Annotated in this window: 14 protein-coding genes; 5 read left to right on the forward strand and 9 right to left on the reverse strand. The window is 71.5% G+C overall.

Annotated features, from left to right (window positions below):
- Positions 1-28: 28 nt before the first annotated feature.
- The 4 genes from iolD to iolC are packed head-to-tail and all read right to left on the reverse strand — an operon-like array spanning position 29 to position 4,694.
- Complete coding sequence (gene iolD / locus IE185_RS22940; protein ID WP_138894918.1) at positions 29-1,909, reverse strand: 3D-(3,5/4)-trihydroxycyclohexane-1,2-dione acylhydrolase (decyclizing); 1,881 nt, start codon at positions 1,907-1,909, stop codon at positions 29-31.
- On the reverse strand, positions 1,906-2,781 hold the full coding sequence (gene iolB, locus IE185_RS22945) for a 5-deoxy-glucuronate isomerase (protein WP_138894919.1): 876 nt from the start codon (positions 2,779-2,781) through the stop codon (positions 1,906-1,908). The genes iolD and iolB overlap by 4 nt, the downstream gene beginning before the upstream one ends.
- A 27-nt stretch (positions 2,782-2,808) precedes the next feature.
- A complete protein-coding gene (locus IE185_RS22950) occupies positions 2,809-3,675 on the reverse strand; it encodes a Cgl0159 family (beta/alpha)8-fold protein (protein ID WP_439333876.1) in 867 nt (288 codons plus the stop codon).
- Between the two features lie 14 nt (positions 3,676-3,689).
- Positions 3,690-4,694 carry a 5-dehydro-2-deoxygluconokinase gene (iolC, locus tag IE185_RS22955; protein WP_138894921.1) on the reverse strand — a complete coding sequence of 335 codons (1,005 nt, stop codon included), beginning with the start codon at positions 4,692-4,694 and terminating at the stop codon, positions 3,690-3,692.
- A gap of 126 nt (positions 4,695-4,820) precedes the next feature.
- On the opposite strand from iolC, the gene IE185_RS22960 reads away from it, so the two are divergent.
- The 5 genes from IE185_RS22960 (at position 4,821) to IE185_RS22980 (ending at position 9,624) form a co-directional block, all read left to right on the forward strand.
- Positions 4,821-5,732 carry a sugar phosphate isomerase/epimerase family protein gene (locus tag IE185_RS22960; RefSeq protein ID WP_138894922.1) on the forward strand — a complete coding sequence of 304 codons (912 nt, stop codon included), beginning with the start codon at positions 4,821-4,823 and terminating at the stop codon, positions 5,730-5,732.
- A 230-nt stretch (positions 5,733-5,962) separates the two neighbouring features.
- Positions 5,963-6,160 (forward strand): helix-turn-helix transcriptional regulator, encoded by a 198-nt coding sequence (locus tag IE185_RS22965; RefSeq protein ID WP_138894923.1) that lies wholly within the window; start codon positions 5,963-5,965, stop codon positions 6,158-6,160.
- A 261-nt stretch (positions 6,161-6,421) separates the two neighbouring features.
- A complete protein-coding gene (locus IE185_RS22970) occupies positions 6,422-6,640 on the forward strand; it encodes a hypothetical protein (protein ID WP_167518847.1) in 219 nt (72 codons plus the stop codon).
- Positions 6,641-6,888: 248 nt separating this feature from the next.
- Positions 6,889-7,197, forward strand: a complete 309-nt coding sequence (locus IE185_RS22975; RefSeq protein ID WP_138894925.1) for a heavy-metal-associated domain-containing protein — start codon at positions 6,889-6,891, stop codon at positions 7,195-7,197.
- Positions 7,198-7,311: 114 nt separating this feature from the next.
- Entirely contained in the window at positions 7,312-9,624 is a 2,313-nt protein-coding gene (locus IE185_RS22980; protein ID WP_189715870.1) for a heavy metal translocating P-type ATPase, read from the forward strand.
- Positions 9,625-9,964: 340 nt separating this feature from the next.
- Here the strand turns inward: IE185_RS22980 and IE185_RS22985 are convergent, their stop codons facing one another.
- The 5 genes from IE185_RS22985 to IE185_RS23005 all read right to left on the reverse strand — a co-directional run bounded on the left by IE185_RS22985 (position 9,965) and on the right by IE185_RS23005 (position 17,098).
- Complete coding sequence (locus IE185_RS22985; RefSeq protein ID WP_138897941.1) at positions 9,965-11,254, reverse strand: citrate synthase; 1,290 nt, start codon at positions 11,252-11,254, stop codon at positions 9,965-9,967.
- Positions 11,255-11,450: 196 nt separating this feature from the next.
- Positions 11,451-13,718, reverse strand: coding sequence for an SF1B family DNA helicase RecD2 (gene recD2 / locus IE185_RS22990; RefSeq protein ID WP_138897940.1), 2,268 nt, complete (start codon positions 13,716-13,718; stop codon positions 11,451-11,453).
- 268 nt (positions 13,719-13,986) lie between these two features.
- Positions 13,987-14,808, reverse strand: a complete 822-nt coding sequence (locus tag IE185_RS22995) for a sugar phosphate isomerase/epimerase family protein (RefSeq protein WP_189715874.1) — start codon at positions 14,806-14,808, stop codon at positions 13,987-13,989.
- Positions 14,805-15,950, reverse strand: a complete 1,146-nt coding sequence (locus IE185_RS23000) for a dihydrodipicolinate synthase family protein (RefSeq protein WP_138898916.1) — start codon at positions 15,948-15,950, stop codon at positions 14,805-14,807. The genes IE185_RS22995 and IE185_RS23000 overlap by 4 nt, the downstream gene beginning before the upstream one ends.
- Positions 15,947-17,098, reverse strand: coding sequence for a Gfo/Idh/MocA family protein (locus IE185_RS23005; RefSeq protein ID WP_138898917.1), 1,152 nt, complete (start codon positions 17,096-17,098; stop codon positions 15,947-15,949). The genes IE185_RS23000 and IE185_RS23005 overlap by 4 nt, the downstream gene beginning before the upstream one ends.
- Positions 17,099-17,179: the final 81 nt, after the last annotated feature.

Below are 17,179 nucleotides of genomic sequence, written 5' to 3' on the forward strand. Positions count from 1 at the left end.
AGTACTCCTTGTAGTGCAGCGGGGGCGGTCAGAGATGGCGGCGTCGCGCAGCGGCTTGACGGTCGTACTCCTCCCGGGCCTTGACCGTCGACGGGCGGGTCGCGGTCTCGGCCACGGGAACATCCCACCACGCCTGGGAGGCGGGCGCGCCCGACACTGTGTCGGGCGTTCGCGTCTCGACGTAGACACATGTGGGCCCGTCCGACTTGCGCGCCTGTGCGAGGGCTTCCCGCAGGTCACGCACGGTGTGGGCGCGGATGACCCGCATGCCGAGGGACGCGGCGTTCGCGGCCAGGTCCACCGGGAGCGGCGCGCCGGTGTACGTGCCGTCGGGCGCCCGGAAGCGGTACTCCGTACCGAAGCGCTCGGCGCCGACGGACTCGGAGAGGCCGCCGATCGAGGCGTAGCCGTGGTTCTGCAGGACGACGACCTTGATCGGGAGGCGCTCCTGCACGGCGGTGACGATTTCGGTGGGATTCATCAGGTACGTACCGTCGCCGACCAGAGCCCACACCGGCCGGCCGGGCGCGGCGAGCTGCACGCCGATGGCGGCGGGGATCTCGTAGCCCATGCAGGAGTAGCCGTACTCGACGTGGTACTGGTCCCGGGAGCGGCAGCGCCACAGTTTGTGCAGGTCGCCGGGGAGGGAGCCGGCCGCGTTGATGAGGATGTCGTCGTGGGTGACGAGGCTGTCGAGTACGCCGAGCACCTGGACCTGGGTGGGCCGCGCGTCCCCGTCGGGCGCGGCGTACGCGTCGGTGACCCGGTACTCCCAGCGCGCCTTGGCCTCGCGGTACTCGGTGACGTAGGCGTCGGGGACGCGGTGGCCGGACAGGGCGTCGGTGAGGGCCAGCAGTGCGGCGCGCGCGTCGCCGACCACCTGCCGCGCTCCCATCTTGTGCGCGTCGAAGCCGGTGATGTTGAGGTTGATGAAGCGGACGTCCGGGTTCTGGAAGAGGGTCGCGGAGGCGGTGGTGAAGTCGGAGTAGCGGGTGCCGACGCCGATGACCAGGTCGGCGGTACGGGCCAGCTCGTCGGCGGTGGCGGTGCCGGTGTGCCCGATGCCGCCGACGTCCGCCAGGTGGTCGTACGGCAGCGAGCCCTTGCCCGCCTGCGTGGAGGCGACGGGGGTGCCGGTCGCCTCGGCGAAGGTCTCCAGGGCCTGTTCGGCGCCGCTGTGGTGGACGCCGCCGCCCGCGATCAGCAGGGGGCGGCGGGCGGCGCGGAGCGCTCGTACCGCCTCGGCGAGTTCGTGCCGGTCCGGCTCGGGGGCCCGTACCCGCCACACGCGTTCGGTGAAGAACTCCTGCGGCCAGTCGTACGCCTCGGCCTGCACGTCCTGCGGCAGCGCCAGCGTCACCGCGCCGGTCGCGGCGGGGTCGGTGAGGACCCGCACGGCGGCGAGGGCCGCCGGGATCAGGGCCTCGGGGCGGGTGACGCGGTCGAAGTAGCGGGAGACCGGACGCAGGCAGTCGTTCACGGACACGTCACCGGCGTACGGGACTTCGAGCTGCTGGAGCACGGGGTCGGCGGGGCGGCCGGCGAAGGTGTCGCCGGGCAGGAGGAGGACCGGGAGGTGGTTGATCGTGGCGAGGGCGGCGCCGGTGACGAGGTTCGTGGCGCCGGGGCCGATGGAGGTGGTGACGGCGTGCGCGGAGAGGCGGTCGCTCTGGCGGGCGAAACCGACCGCCGCGTGCACCATGGCCTGCTCGTTGCGGCCCTGGTAGTACGGCATGGCGTCGGAGCCGGGTTCGAGGAGCGCCTGGCCGATCCCGGCGACGTTGCCGTGGCCGAAGATGCCCCAGGTCCCGGCGATCAGGCGGTGGCGGGCGCCGTCGCGCTCGGTGTACTGGCGGGCGAGGAAGGCCACCAGGGCCTGGGCGGTGGTCAGCCGGCGGGTGGCACTCATGACGGCAGCTCCGGTCCGTAGAACGGCAGTCGGGGGTCGACGGGCTGGGACGGCCAGGTGTCGCGGATCCAGCCGTGGCCGGGGTGGTCGCGGATCAGCCACTCCCGTGTCTCGCCGGGGCCCGCCATCACGTTCAGGTAGTACAGGGTGCGACCGGGCGGGGCGATCGACGGGCCGTGCCAGCCGTCGGGGACGAGGACGGCGTCACCGGTGCCGACCTCGGCGAGGACGTCCGTACCGCCGGGGCGGGACGGCGAGACACGGTGGTAGCCGAGGCCGTCCCCGTCGACCTCGAAGTAGTAGATCTCTTCGAGCTCGGACTCGACGCCCGGGTGGTACTCGTCGTGTTTGTGGGGCGGGTACGACGACCAGTTGCCCCCGGGGGTCAGGACCTCGACGGCGATGAGGCGGTCGCACGCGAAGCTGTCGGCCGCCGCGAAGTTGTTGACCTGGCGCGAGCAGGCGCCGGCGCCGCGCAGCTCCACGGGTACCTCCGGCGCGGGGCCGTAGCGGGCGGGGAGTCGTCGCTCGCACCTCGCTCCTGCCAAAGCGAAGCGGCCTCCCGCGCCGGAGGAGATCTGGGCGTGGGCGTCACGGGGCACGTAGGCGAAGTCGGTCACGGACACGAACACGCTGTCCCGGCCCCGGAGTTCGAAGCTCTCGCCCTCCGTCCGCACCGTACAGCCACCGCTCAGCGGCAGCACGATCCACTCGCTGTCCCCGGCGGCGAGCGCGTGCGACCCACCGGGCGGCAGCTCCAGCACGCGCAGGCTCGAACGGCTCCAGCCGGCCCGCTTCGGATCGATGTCCAGGGCGTACGGCCGCTGCCCGGCGGCTGACGCCCGCAGGACGTGCGTGTCGTTGTCCGTCATGCCTTCTCCCTACCCCTCGGCCTCGCGCTACAGCAGTCCCACGGCCGTGTCGACCGCCGCCGCCACGTCCCCGTCGGCCGGATAGAGCAGCGACCGGCCGACGACCAGCCCCTGGACGGTCGGCAGCCGCAGCGCCTCGCGCCACTTCTCGTACGCCGCGTCCTGGTCGGCGCCGACCTCGCCGCCCAGCAGCACGGCGGGGAGCGTCGAGGTCTCCATGACCCGCGCCATGTCGTCGGGGTCCTCCGTCACCGGGACCTTCAGCCAGGTGTACGCCGAGGTGCCGGCGAGGCCGGAGGCGATGGCGATGGAGCGGGTGACGGCCCCGGCGCTCAGATCGTTGCGGACCTGCCCGGCCACGCGGCGGGAGATGAACGGCTCGACGAAGACGGGCAGCCGCCGCTCGGCCATCGCGTCGATAGTGCGGGCGGTGGCGTGGAGGGTGTCGAGCGATCCGGCGTCGTCGTAGTCGATGCGCAGGAGCAGCTTTCCCGCGTCGAACCCGCGGCGTTCCAGGTCCTGGGCGCGGGGGCCGGTGAAGCGGTCGTCGAGCTCGAAGGCGGCGCCCGCCAGGCCGCCTCGGTTCATCGAGCCGACGACGACCTTGCCGTCGAGGGCGCCGAGCAGCAGCAGGTCGTCGAGGATGTCGGCGGCGGCCAGGACACCGTCGACGCCGGGGCGGGACAGCGCGAGGCACAGCCGCTCCAGCAGATCGGGGCGGGCTGCCATGGCGAGGTCGCGGCCACCGACGCCGAGGGCGCCGCGGGCCGGGTGGTCGGCCGCGACGATCATGAGCCGTCCGCTCGCGCCGACCAGTGGTCTGCGCGGGCGGCGGGCGGCGGCCTCGGCGATCGCCTCGGGGTGGTGGGCCCGTACCCGGACGAGGTCGCGAATGCGCAGACGCGTGGTCACGCCGCGGGCTCCTGCGCGGGGACGGGTCCGCCCGCGAGGACCTGCTCCACCTCGGCGGGGCGGGGCATGGCGGACGAACAGGCGAGACGGGAGGCGACGATGGCGCCGGCGGCGTTGGCGTACCGCATGGTGTGCTCCAGGTCGCGGCCGGCGAGCAGCCCGTGGCACAGGGCCCCGCCGAAGGCGTCGCCCGCGCCGAGGCCGTTGAGCACCTCGACCGGTACGGGCGGCACTTCGGCGCTCGTGCCGTCGCGGTGTATCGCCAGCACCCCCTTGGGCCCCTGCTTGACGACGGCGAGTTCCACCCCGGCGGCGAGCAGGGCGCGGGCGGCGGCGTACGGTTCGCGCTCGCCGGTGGCGACCTCGCACTCGTCGAGGTTGCCGACCGCGACGGTGGCGCGGCGCAGGGCCTCGGCGTAGTACGGGCGGGCCTGGCCGGGGTCCCCGTCGCTCCAGAACATCGGCCGCCAGTCGAGGTCGAGGACCGTCACGCGGCCCGCGTCGTGCGCGTCGCCGCGCGCCTCCAGCGCCGCGAGGGTCGTCGAGCGGCTCGGCTCCTCGCACAGGCCGGTGCCCGTGGTCCAGAAGATCCGCGCCGAACGGATCGCGTCGAGGTCCAGCTCCTCGGTCCGCAGTTCCAGATCGGGCGCCTTCGGCCGCCGGTAGAAGTAGAGCGGGAAGTCGTCCGGCGGGAAGATCTCGCAGAACGTCACCGGAGTCGGCAGGTCCGCGACGCCGGTCACCCAGCGGTCGTCGACGCCGAACTCGCGGAGCTGCTGGTGGAGGTAGTCACCGAAGGGGTCGTTCCCGGTGCGGGTGACGAGGGCCGTGCGGCGGCCGAGCCGGGCCGCCGCGACCGCCACGTTCGCCGCCGAGCCGCCGAGGAACCTGCCGAACGTCTCGACCCGAGCCAGCGGGACACCGGCCCGCAGGGGATAGAGGTCCACCCCGATCCGGCCCATCGCGATCAGGTCGTACGGCTCGTACGAGTTGGGCGGCATGCGCGTCCCTCCGGTCCGGCGACTGCCCCCAGGTCTAGTGGCCTCCGCCGCGCCCTGTCAACACTTTGTCCTTACATTCGGACGAACGCTTGACACCCTTCGCGGACGGCCGGAAGGCTGGCGCCCATGACCTCTCCCGCAACCGCATCGCACCGCATCCGGGTGGGATCCGCCCCCGATTCCTGGGGAGTGTGGTTCCCCGAAGACCCGCTGCAGGTGCCCTGGGAACGCTTCCTCGACGAGGTCGCGGAGGCCGGTTACCCCTGGATCGAGCTCGGTCCGTACGGCTACCTCCCGACCGATCCCGCCCGGCTCGCCGACGAGACCGGCCGCCGCGGACTGTCGGTCTCGGCGGGCACCGTCTTCACCGGGCTGCACCGGGGGCCGGAGGTCTGGGACGCCACCTGGCGCCAGGTCGCGGACGTCGCCGAGCTGACCAGGGCCATGGGCGCGGAGCACCTGGTCGTCATCCCGTCGTTCTGGCGGGACGACAGGACCGGGGCGGTACTGGAGGAACGCACCCTCACGCCCGCCCAGTGGCGGACGCTCGCCCGGCAGACCGAGCGGCTCGGGCGCGAGGTGCGCGAGCGGTACGGGCTGAAGATCGTCGTCCACCCGCACGCGGACACCCACATCGACACCGAGGAGAACGTCACCCGCTTCCTGGACGCGACCGACGCCGACCTGGTGTCGCTGTGCCTGGACACCGGCCACTACGCCTACTGCGGCGGGGACAGTGTCGAGCTGATCGAGACGTACGGGGAGCGGATCGGCTACCTCCACCTCAAGCAGGTCGATCCCGCGATCCTCGCCGAAGTCGTCGCGAAGGAGGTGCCGTTCGGGCCCGCCGTCGGGCGGGGCGTGATGTGCGAGCCGCCGGCCGGGGTGCCGGCGCTGGAGCCCGTACTGGCGGCGGCCCGGCGGCTGGACGTCGACCTGTTCGCGATCGTCGAGCAGGACATGTACCCGTGCCCCCCCGACAAGCCGTTGCCCATCGCCCGGCGCACGCGCCGCTTCCTGCGCTCCTGCGGGGCCTGACGCGCGGCGGATCCCCGGCGGATCACCCGCCGCACTGTCACATTCGTTGAACTCCTGTCACACATGTCTCCGTTACGCGGGTCTTCCGTCACAGGCGTACGACAGCCCCTCTCCCCTCGTCACTCCGCGTCGTTCAACCGGCACAGGCTGAGTGATCGCCAGCGTTCGCGCCCCAGCCCCCCCGACGGCCCCCCGGCCGCCGCTGGGGCGGACGCAGGGAGGTGCCACAGATGACTGACCGCAGACTCTGGTCGTACAAGGAGATCGCCGCGCACATCCGGGTCCAGCCGGACACCGTGCGCTCCTACCGCAAGCACGGGCTGCTGCCCGCGCCCGACCACGTGGAGGACGGCAAGCCGTACTGGTACCCGGACACCATCCGGGTCTGGGTCTCACGCCGGCCAGGAAACAAAGGCCGTAAGGAATGAGCGGCTCCCACCGGTAAATGCCGTTTTCGCTTCCCCTGTACATGGATACACCGAAGATGCAGACATCTCACGTGATCTCATTTCTGATAGCCGCGCACATCTTTTGCGGGGCTATTTCGTGCGTGGAAAGCTGCACGTCAGGGGGATCTTGTGACGCTGAAGTGCACACGGGAAGGAGACCCGGCAGTAGGTTGCCGGTCGGTCGGCGGGCGTGATTGCATCCACTTCGGGAACCCCATCGCATTAATGAAAGGGCGAGTAATGCGCAACAACTTCACCTCCGGGATCGAGACCAGCGAGCTTTCCGACGACGCGCTGGACGGCGTGTCCGGCGGCCTGGCCCACGCCGGCGCCGACGTGGCCGGCCACAGCGCCTCCGTGTGCGTCGGCGACGTCGCCGGAGCCGCCGAGTCCGCCGCCGCCTCCCTGCCGCTCTCGCAGGTCACCGGCCTCGTCTCGGTACGGACCAGCGGCATCTGAGGACGCCCACCGCAGGAGCATTGCTCGACCCGCCGGCACGGGTGAACGCCGGCAGGTCCACCCGAACCCCGGAACTTCGCGTTCCGGGGTTCGTCGCGTTTCCCGGAGCGGTCCGACCCTCGCGCGGTGCGGCGAGCCGCTCGCATTAATACCCCCTAGGGGTATAGTGTGCAGTGTCGGGACGTCACGGTGTTCCCGTGGCTCTCCGGAGCACCACGACTGCGTACGCCTTCGAGAGGGAGAACGACATGACCGCCGAGACCAAGACCGAGGCCACCGCGACCGGCTCCTGCTGCTCGCCGTCCGGCTCCTGCCACGACACCTCGGCCGACGTACAGCTGGGCTCCGTCACCACCGTCTACCAGGTGACCGGGATGACCTGCGGCCACTGCGAGGGCGCGGTCTCCGCCGAGGTCTCGGAGATCCCCGGCGTCACCTCGGTGAAGGCGGTCGCCTCCACCGGGCAGGTGACGGTCGTGTCCGACGCGCCGCTGGACGTCGAGGCCGTGCGCGCCGCCGTCGACGAGGCGGGTTACGAGCTGACCGGCCAGGTCTGAGCACCGCCGGCCCGCCGACCGGGCCGGACCACCGCCGGACCGCCTTTTCCGGCCCGTACGGGACCAGCCCGTACCGGCCCCCTACGGCCCGGCCCGTTTCCTGGAGCGACGAAGATGACCAGCACCGCGCAAGAGGCCCCGACGCCGGCCGTGGGCACGTCCCGTGTCGAGCTGTCCATCGGCGGCATGACGTGCGCCTCCTGCGCCGCCCGGATCGAGAAGAAGCTCAACCGGATGGACGGCGTCCACGCCACCGTCAACTACGCGACGGCGAAGGCGAGGATCAGTCACGCCGAGGCGGTGAGCGTCGCGGACCTCATCTCCACCGTCGAGAAGACCGGGTACACCGCCGAGGAGCCCGCACCGCCCGCCCCCGCCCCCTCTCCCGCCCCGGCGGAGCGGCCGGCAGCCGAGCGGCGGCGGGACGACGATCCCGGGCTCGCCTCGCTGCGGCAGCGCCTCCTGGTCTCGCTCACGCTCGCCGTACCCGTCGTCGCCCTCGCGATGGTTCCCTCGCTCCAGTTCGACAACTGGCAGTGGCTGTCGCTGACCCTCGCCGCGCCGGTGGTCATCTGGGGCGGGCTGCCGTTCCACCGGGCCGCCTGGACCAACGTCCGGCACGGTGCGGCCACCATGGACACCCTCGTCTCGGTCGGCACGCTCGCCGCCTTCGGCTGGTCGCTGTGGGCCCTGTTCCTCGGGCACGCGGGCGAGCCCGGCATGCGCCACGGTTTCGAGTTCACCGCGTCGCGGCACGCCGGCGGCGCGTCGGCCGTCTACCTCGAAGTCGCCGCGGGAGTCGTCACGTTCATCCTCCTCGGCCGCTACCTGGAGGCGAAGGCCAAGCGGAAGGCCGGCTCCGCGCTGCGTGCCCTGATGGAGCTGGGCTCGAAGGACGTCACCGTGCTGCGCGGGGGCGGGGAGGTGCGCGTCCCGGTCGACGACCTCGGCGTCGGTGACCACTTCGTCGTACGGCCCGGCGAGAAGATCGCCACCGACGGCACCGTCGTCGAAGGAAGCTCGGCGGTCGACGCGTCCATGCTGACCGGAGAGTCCGTGCCGGTGGACGTGACGACCGGGGACAGTGTCACGGGCGCCACCGTGAACACCTTCGGCCGGATCGTCGTCGAGGCGACCCGGGTCGGCGCCGACACCCGGCTCGCCCGCATGGCCCGCCTCGTGGAGGACGCGCAGAACGGCAAGGCCGCCGTGCAGCGCCTGGCGGACCGCGTCTCGGCGGTCTTCGTGCCGGTGGTGCTGCTCCTCGCACTCGGCACGCTCGTCACCTGGCTGCTCGTCACGGACGACCCGACCGCCTCCTTCACGGCGGCCGTCGCGGTGCTGATCATCGCCTGTCCGTGCGCGCTGGGCCTGGCCACGCCGACCGCGCTCATGGTGGGCACGGGGCGGGGCGCCCAGCTCGGGATCCTGATCAAGGGTCCGGAGGTGCTGGAGTCGACCCGTCGCGTGGACACCGTCGTACTCGACAAGACGGGGACCGTCACGACGGGGCGGATGGAGCTCCAGGAGGTCCACGCGGCGCCCGGCACCGACGAGGCGCTGCTCCTGCGCCTCGCGGGCGCCGTGGAGCACGCCTCCGAGCACCCGGTCGCGCGGGCCGTCGCGGCGGGCGCCGCCGGGCGGACCGGCCCGCTGCCCGCCGTGGAGGGGTTCGAGAGCCTTCCGGGGCTCGGGGTGCGCGGTGTCGTCGACGGCCTCGAGGTGCTCGTCGGGCGCGAGGCGCTGCTCGCCGGGTCCGGGGTCGAGCTGCCGCCGGCGCTGGCCGGGGCCAGGGCCGCGGCCGAGGCCGGCGGGCGTACGGCGGTGCTCGTGGCCTGGGGCGGCGCGGCGCGCGGCGTACTGGGCGTCGCGGACGCGGTGAAGGAGACCAGCGCCGAGGCGGTGGCCCTGCTGCGCGGGCTCGGTCTCACCCCGGTCCTGCTGACCGGCGACAACCGGGCGGTGGCCGAGTCGGTGGCGCGCGCGGTGGGGATCGCGCGGGACGACGTGTACGCCGAGGTCCTGCCGGAGGACAAGGCCGACGTCGTGAAGCGGTTGCGGGCCCGGGGGCGCAGCGTGGCGATGGTCGGTGACGGCGTGAACGACGCCGCGGCGCTGGCCGCGGCGGATCTGGGTCTGGCGATGGGCACGGGGACGGACGCCGCCATCGAGGCGGGCGATCTGACGCTCGTCCGTGGAGATCTCAGAGTGGCGGCGGACGCGATCCTGCTGTCGCGCCGGACCCTGGCCACCATCAAGGGCAACTTGTTCTGGGCCTTCGGCTACAACGTGGCCGCCCTGCCGTTGGCGGCCGCCGGGCTGCTCAACCCCATGATCGCCGGATTTGCGATGGCGCTTTCCTCGGTGTTCGTAGTGACAAACAGCCTCAGGCTGCGTACCTTCACAGGACGCACACAAAGTGATTGACGTCACTGAGATTTGAGGGTAACCATTCGGCCGGCTCGCGAGTCTAAGTGGGCGATGCCAAGAACGTCTTGGGGGACGTTCGCGGACATGTCTTGGGGGACATTCCGGGCAAGCGTTGGCCGGGGCACGTGCACCGGGGAGCTATGAGCGGCCCTCCCGTACGTACGCGTCCCGGCAGACCGCGTGTGGAGCTTCTGTGCCCAACAGACGCCCGGCCGGATCCCGTGGGGGGAATCCGCTCCGGGGAAAGGGAAGCGCCCCGCCTCGCCGACCCGTGGGGGGATCGGCAGCGGGGCGCTTTCCGCTTTTCAGCGGGTGACGCGGTGCGGCGCGGTGGGCGTCAGCGGCCTTCGACCGGCACGAAGTCGCGCAGGACCTCGCCCGTGTAGATCTGGCGCGGGCGGCCGATGCGGGAACCGGGCTCCTTGATCATCTCGTGCCACTGGGCGATCCAGCCCGGCAGACGGCCCAGCGCGAAGAGCACCGTGAACATCTCGGTCGGGAAGCCCATGGCCCGGTAGATCAGGCCGGTGTAGAAGTCGACGTTCGGGTAGAGCTTGCGCTCCACGAAGTACTCGTCGGCCAGCGCGTGCTCTTCGAGCTTCAGCGCGATGTCGAGCAGCTCGTCGTCCTTGCCCAGGGCGGAGAGAACGTCGTGCGCCGCGGCCTTGATGATCTTCGCCCGGGGGTCGAAGTTCTTGTAGACGCGGTGCCCGAAGCCCATGAGCTTCACGCCGTCTTCCTTGTTCTTCACCTTGCGGATGAAGTTGTCGACGTCGCCGCCGTCGGCCTGGATGCCTTCCAGCATCTCCAGGACGGACTGGTTGGCGCCACCGTGCAGCGGGCCCCACAGGGCGCTGATGCCGGCGGAGATGGAGGCGAACATGTTCGCCTGCGAGGAGCCGACCAGACGCACGGTGGAGGTCGAACAGTTCTGCTCGTGGTCCGCGTGCAGGATCAGCAGCTTCTCCAGCGCCGCGACCACGACCGGGTCCGGCACGTACTCCTGCGCGGGGACCGAGAAGGTCATGCGCAGGAAGTTCTCGACGTACCCGAGGTCGTTGCTCGGGTAGACGAAGGGGTGGCCGATCGACTTCTTGTACGCGTACGCCGCGATGGTCGGCAGCTTGGCGAGGAGGCGGATCGTCGAAAGGTGACGCTGCTTCTCGTCGAACGGGTTGTGGCTGTCCTGGTAGAACGTCGACAGCGCGCTGACCACCGACGACAGCATGGCCATCGGGTGCGCGTCGCGCGGGAAGCCGTCGAAGAACCGCTTCACGTCCTCGTGCAGCAGCGTGTGCTGGGTGATCTCGTTCCTGAAGGCGGCGAGCTCGTCGACCTTGGGAAGCTCACCGTTGATCAGCAGGTACGCCACCTCGACGAAGGTGGAACCGTCGGCCAGCTGCTCGATGGGATATCCGCGGTAGCGCAGAATGCCCTGCTCACCGTCGAGGTAGGTGATCGCGGATTTATAGGCAGCCGTGTTGCCGTATCCGCTGTCGAGAGTCACCAGACCGGTCTGAGCCCGGAGCTTCCCGATGTCGAAGCCCTTGTCGCCGACGGTGCTGTCGATCACCGGGTAGGTGTACTCGTCATCGCCGTACCGCAGTACTACAGAGTTGTCGCTCACGTCATCCCTCACCGACGTAGTGCCTCTTCTTCGAGGTGCCCTGACTGTCTCTACCATCCCCCATTTGGCTCAGCAGAGTGCACTCGGGGTCGGCCATTAGGCCCATTCGCGGCACTCAGTGCCGCCAACCTGCTCATCCTGCCCCCTTACCCCCAGTTCTGGAAGTCGAGCGAGACGTTTGCCATGAACAGTCCCCCTATGGGGCGGTTTGCTCTGCAGGGTGGCTTCTCACGATCCGCCCCGCGAGCCGGTGATCCAGCGCCGTGCACCGCCTGCCCGCCGAAACCGTCCGGACGGCCTGGCCGATCGCCTTGCGGGAGCCGACGAGCACGACCAGCTTCTTGGCCCGGGTGACCGCCGTGTAGAGCAGATTGCGCTGGAGCATCATCCAGGCCCCGGTGGTGACGGGGATCACCACCGCCGGATACTCGCTGCCCTGCGAGCGGTGGATCGTGACGGCGTACGCGTGCGCCAGCTCGTCCAGCTCGTCGAAGTCGTACGGAACCTCCTCGTCCTCGTCGGTCAGCACGGTCAGGCGCTGGTCGTCCAGGCTGAGCGAGGTGACCACGCCGACGGTGCCGTTGAAGACCCCGTTCTGTCCCTTCTCGTAATTGTTGCGAATCTGGGTCACCTTGTCTCCGACGCGGAACACCCTGCCGCCGAACCTCTTCTCCGGCAGATCGGGCCGGGCGGGCGTGACCGCCTGCTGGAGCAGCCCGTTGAGCGCCCCGGCGCCGGCCGGGCCGCGGTGCATGGGGGCCAGCACCTGGACGTCGCGCCTCGGGTCGAGGCCGAACTTCGCCGGGATGCGGCGGGCGGCCACGTCGACCGTGACCCGCCCGGCGTCCTCGGTCTCGTCCTCGGCGAAGAGGAAGAAGTCCGGCAGGCCCTGCGTGATGGGATGGACGCCGGAGTTGATGCGGTGCGCGTTGGTCACCACGCCCGACTGCTGGGCCTGGCGGAAGATCCGCGTGAGGCGGACCGACGGCACCGGTCCGCCGTCGGCCAGGAGGTCGCGCAGCACCTCCCCGGCGCCCACCGAGGGCAGCTGGTCGACATCGCCCACCAGGAGCAGGTGCGCACCCGGCGCCACGGCCTTGACGAGTTTGTTGGCCAGCAACAGGTCGAGCATGGACGCCTCGTCGACGACGACCAGGTCGGCGTCCAGGGGCCGGTCCCTGTCGTACGCCGCGTCGCCGCCCGGCTTCAGCTCCAGGAGCCGGTGCACGGTGGACGCCTCGGCTCCGGTGAGTTCGGCCAGGCGCTTGGCCGCGCGCCCGGTGGGGGCGGCCAGCACGACCTTGGCCTTCTTGGCGCGGGCCAGCTCCACGATGGAGCGGACGGTGAACGACTTGCCGCAGCCGGGCCCGCCGGTCAGCACGGCGACCTTCTCGGTCAGCGCCAGCCTGACCGCCGCCTGCTGCTCGGGGGCCAGCTCGGCGCCCGTACGGCCCGCGAGCCACGCCAGCGCCTTGTCCCAGGCGACGTCCCGGAACGCCGGCATCCGGTCCTCCGGGGTGCGCAGGAGCCGCTGGGTCTGCGCGGCCAGGGACACCTCCGCCCGGTGGAAGGGGACCAGGTAGACGGCGGTGACGGGGTCTCCTTGGCCGCCCTCCGCCGACGGCACCTTCTCCCGTACGACGCCCTCCTCGTCGGCCAGTTCGGCCAGGCAGTCGATGACCAGGCCGGTGTCCACCTGGAGCAGCTTCACGGCGTCGCTGATCAGCTGCTCCTCGGGGAGGTAGCAGTGGCCCTGGTCGGTGGACTGCGACAGCGCGTACTGGAGGCCGGCCTTGACGCGCTCCGGGCTGTCGTGCGGGATGCCGACGGACTGGGCGATCTTGTCGGCGGTGAGGAACCCGATGCCCCAGACGTCGGCGGCCAGGCGGTACGGCTCGTTCTTGACCACCGCGATCGAGGAGTCGCCGTACTTCTTGTAGATGCGCACCGCGATGGAGGTCGAGACGCCCACGCCCTGGAGGAAGATCATGACCTCCTTGATCGCCTTCTGCTCCTCCCAGGCCGCCGCGATCATCTTCGTCCGCTTGGGGCCGAGCCCCGGCACCTCGATCAGCCGCTTCGGGGCGCTCTCGATCACGTCCAGGGTGTCGACCCCGAAGTGCGTGGTGATCCGGTCGGCCATGACCGGCCCGATGCCCTTGATCAGCCCGGAGCCGAGGTAGCGGCGGATGCCCTGGATCGTGGCCGGCAGCACGGTGGTGTAGTTCTCCACGGTGAACTGCTTGCCGTACTGCGCGTGGGAGCCCCAACGGCCCTCCATGCGCAGCGACTCGCCGGGCTGCGCGCCGAGCAGTGATCCGACGACGGTGAGGAGGTCGCCGCCGCGGCCGGTGTCGACACGGGCGACCGTGTAGCCGTTCTCCTCGTTGGCGTAGGTGATCCGCTCCAGGACGCCTTCGATCACCGCCGGGGCCGCCGCTGGAACACCTGTGGGACTGGACATGATCCGACGCTACCGCCAGGGTCCGACAGCGCGGCCCGGCTCCGGGAAAACCAAGGAGGCCCGGTCCGTCGACCGGGCCCCTCAGATCCCCCCCCCGTACAGGCCTCCCTGAATCCCCCCGGATCCCCACCCAGAAGCCCTGATGCCAAGTAGGACCCGCGAACCCCGGCAACGGTTGCACGGAGAGACGGATTCATTTGACGAGGACACGAGATGCTCGCGGGTGATCAAAGTCTGGTCACGAACACAGCATTTCGATCATGCGGTATCACGCCGGAAGGACATGGCCGGCATAGCGGTCCGCCACCTCCGCCAGCACGTCCGCGCCGTCCCGCGACCACAGTTCCTCGTTGAAGATCTCCACCTCGACCGGCCCCGCGTAGCCGGCCGCGTCCACCAGTTCCCGAAAGCGGCGGAAGTCGACCACCCCGTCCCCCAGCTGCCCCCGGCCCAGCAGCACCCCGGCGGGCAACGGAGTGACCCAGTCCGCCAGTTGGAAGGCGGCGACGCGACCTCCCGCGCGGGCGATGTCCTCGGCGAGGCGGTCGTCCCACCACAGGTGGTACGTGTCGACGACCACGCCCACCCGCTCCGCCGGGAAGCGCTCGGCCAGGTCGAGGGCCTGACCCAGGGACGACACCACACAGCGGTCCGAGGCGAACATCGGGTGCAGCGGTTCGATCGCCAGCCGTACCCCCCGGTCGGCGGCGTACGGCGCCAGCTCGGCCAGCGCCTCGGCGACGCGCTCGCGCGCCCCGTGGAGGTCCCGGCTGCCGGGCGGCAGGCCGCCCGAGACCAGGACCAGCGTGGCGGTGCCCAGGGCGGCGGCCTCGTCGACGGCCCGGCGGTTGTCGGCCAGGGCCGGCGCACGGTCGTCGCCGGTGAGGAACCCGCCCCGGCACAGGCTGGTGACGGCCAGCCCGGCGTCGCGCATCAGCCGGGCGGCGCGCTCGACGCCGTACTCCTGGACCGGCGCGCGCCACAGCCCCACGCCGGGAACGCCCGCCTTGACGCACCCCTCGGCGAGCTCGGGCAACGACCACTGCCTGATGGTCTCCTGGTTGATGCTGAGCCTGGACAGGTCGCTCACTGGTCCACTCCGTGCAGGGCGAGGAAGGTCTTCATCCGGGCTTCGGCACGGAGCGGGTCCGGGAACAGCCCCAGGCGGTCGGCCAGTTCGTACGCCCGCGACAGATGCGGCAGCGAACGGGCCGACTGGAGGCCGCCGACCATCGTGAAGTGCGCCTGGTGGCCCGCGAGCCAGGCGAGGAGGACCACCCCCGTCTTGTAGAAGCGGGTGGGCGGCTCGAACAGGTGGCGGGACAGCTCGACCGTCGGGTCGAGCAGGGCACGGAAGCCCTGCATGTCACCGGAGTCGAGGACGCGGACCGCTTCGGCCGCGAGCGGTCCCAGCGGGTCGAAGACGCCCAGCAGGGCGTGGCTGAAGCCGTGGTCGTCGCCCGCGATCAGCTCGGGGTAGTGGAAGTCGTCGCCCGTGTAGCACCGCACGCCCTGCGGCAGGCGGCGGCGCAGGCCGATCTCGCGCCGGGCGTCCAGGAGCGAGACCTTGACGCCGTCCACCTTGTCGGGGTGCGCGGCGATGAGCTCCAGGAAGGTCGCCGTGGCGGCGTCCAGGTCCGTACTGCCCCAGTAGCCGTCGAGCGCCGGGTCGAACATCGGGCCCAGCCAGTGCAGGATCACCGGCTCGGCAGCCTGGCGCAGCAGGTGCCCGTACGCCGCCAGGTAGTCCTCGGGGCCCCGGGCTGCCGCCGCCAGCGCCCGTGACGCCATGAGGACGGCGCGGGAGCCGCTCGACTCGACCAGCGCGAGCTGTTCCTCGTACGCGGCGATGACCTCGGCCAGGGTGGCGGGGCCGGGCGGCAGTTGGTCGGTGCCGGCGCCGCACACGATGGCGCCGCCGGCCGCCTTCGCCTCGGCGGCCGAGCGGCGGATCAGCTCGGACGCTCCGGACCAGTCGAGCCCCATGCCGCGCTGCGCGGTGTCCATCGCCTCCGCGACGCCCAGGCCGTGCGACCACAGATGGCGGCGGAAGGCGAGCGTGGCGTCCCAGTCGACGGCCGCCGGGCCGTCCGACGACACGTCGGCGTACGGGTCGGCCACCACGTGCGCGGCCGAGTAGACCGTGCGGGACGTGGGGGCGGCCCCGTGGGGGGCGAGCGCGAGAGGTACGGCGCGTGGCTCGTAGGTGCCGTGCGGGAGCCTGATCGTCACAGCGACAGCTCCGGTACGGCGTAACGGCGGCCCTCGGCGGACGACTTGAGGCCGAGCTCCGCGAGCTGGACGCCGCGCGCTCCGGCGAGCAGGTCCCAGCTGTACGGCTCGTCGAGCGCCACGTGCCGCAGGAACAGCTCCCACTGGGCCTTGAAGCCGTTGTCGAAGTCCGCGTTGTCGGGGACCTCCTGCCACTGGTCGCGGAAGGGATGCGTGACCGGCAGGTCCGGGTTCCACACCGGCTTGGGGGTCGAGGCCCGGTGCTGCACACGGCAGCCGCGCAGACCCGCGACGGCGGAGCCGTGCGTTCCGTCCACCTGGAACTCGACGAGCTCGTCGCGGTGGACGCGCACCGTCCAGGACGAGTTGATCTGCGCCACCGCGCCGCCCTCCAGCTGGAAGATGCCGTACGCCGCGTCGTCGGCGGTGGCGGCGTACGGCTTGCCGTGCTCGTCCCAGCGCTGCGGGATGTGCGTGGTGACGTGCGCCTGGACGCTGGTGACGCGGCCGAACAACTCGTGCAGCACGTACTCCCAGTGCGGGAACATGTCGACGACGATGCCGCCGCCGTCCTCCGCCCGGTAGTTCCAGGACGGCCGCTGCGCGTCCTGCCAGTCCCCCTCGAACACCCAGTAGCCGAACTCGCCCCGGACGGACAGGATCTCGCCGAAGAACCCGCCGTCGACCAGGCGCTTCAGCTTGAGCAGACCCGGCAGGAAGATCTTGTCCTGTACGACGCCGTGCTTGACGCCGGCGTCCCGGGCGAGGCGGGCCAGGCCGAGGGCGGCGTCGAGGCCGGTGGCCGAGGGCTTCTCCGTATAGACCTGCTTGCCCGCCGCCACGGCCTTCCTGATGGCCTCCTCGCGGGCGGACGTGACCTGTGCGTCGAAGTACACGTCGATCGTCCCGTCGGCGAGCACGGCGTCCAGGTCGGTGGACCACTCGGTGAGTCCGTGCCGTTCGGCGATCTCCCGGAGCGCGTGCTCACGGCGGCCGACCAGCACCGGCTCCGGCCACAGCACCGTGCCGTCACCGAGGTCCAGGCCGCCCTGCTCGCGGAGGGCGAGGACCGAGCGGACGAGGTGCTGGCGGTACCCCATCCGGCCCGTGACGCCGTTCATGGCGATGCGCACTGTCCTGCGTGTCACGAAAGTTCCTCCGTACGGCCGTAGCAAGCGCTTTCTATGCGCTATGAAGCTAGCCTGCGGACAGCGGCTCGTACAAGACCC

It is taken from the genome of Streptomyces chryseus, assembly GCF_014650755.1.
In the GTDB taxonomy this organism is placed as follows: Bacteria; Actinomycetota; Actinomycetes; order Streptomycetales; family Streptomycetaceae; genus Streptomyces; species Streptomyces chryseus.

Excerpts from the sequence above, each read along its gene's own strand:
- IE185_RS22975 (WP_138894925.1), top strand. The coding sequence starts at position 6,889 with ATGACCGCCGAGACCAAGACCGAGGCCACCGCGACCGGCTCCTGCTGC.
- recD2 (WP_138897940.1), bottom strand. The coding sequence starts at position 13,718 with ATGTCCAGTCCCACAGGTGTTCCAGCGGCGGCCCCGGCGGTGATCGAA.
- IE185_RS22965 (WP_138894923.1), top strand. The coding sequence starts at position 5,963 with ATGACTGACCGCAGACTCTGGTCGTACAAGGAGATCGCCGCGCACATC.
- IE185_RS22970 (WP_167518847.1), top strand. The coding sequence starts at position 6,422 with ATGCGCAACAACTTCACCTCCGGGATCGAGACCAGCGAGCTTTCCGAC.
- IE185_RS22960 (WP_138894922.1), top strand. The coding sequence starts at position 4,821 with ATGACCTCTCCCGCAACCGCATCGCACCGCATCCGGGTGGGATCCGCC.
- iolC (WP_138894921.1), bottom strand. The coding sequence starts at position 4,694 with ATGCCGCCCAACTCGTACGAGCCGTACGACCTGATCGCGATGGGCCGG.
- iolD (WP_138894918.1), bottom strand. The coding sequence starts at position 1,909 with ATGAGTGCCACCCGCCGGCTGACCACCGCCCAGGCCCTGGTGGCCTTC.
- IE185_RS22980 (WP_189715870.1), top strand. The coding sequence starts at position 7,312 with ATGACCAGCACCGCGCAAGAGGCCCCGACGCCGGCCGTGGGCACGTCC.
- iolB (WP_138894919.1), bottom strand. The coding sequence starts at position 2,781 with ATGACGGACAACGACACGCACGTCCTGCGGGCGTCAGCCGCCGGGCAG.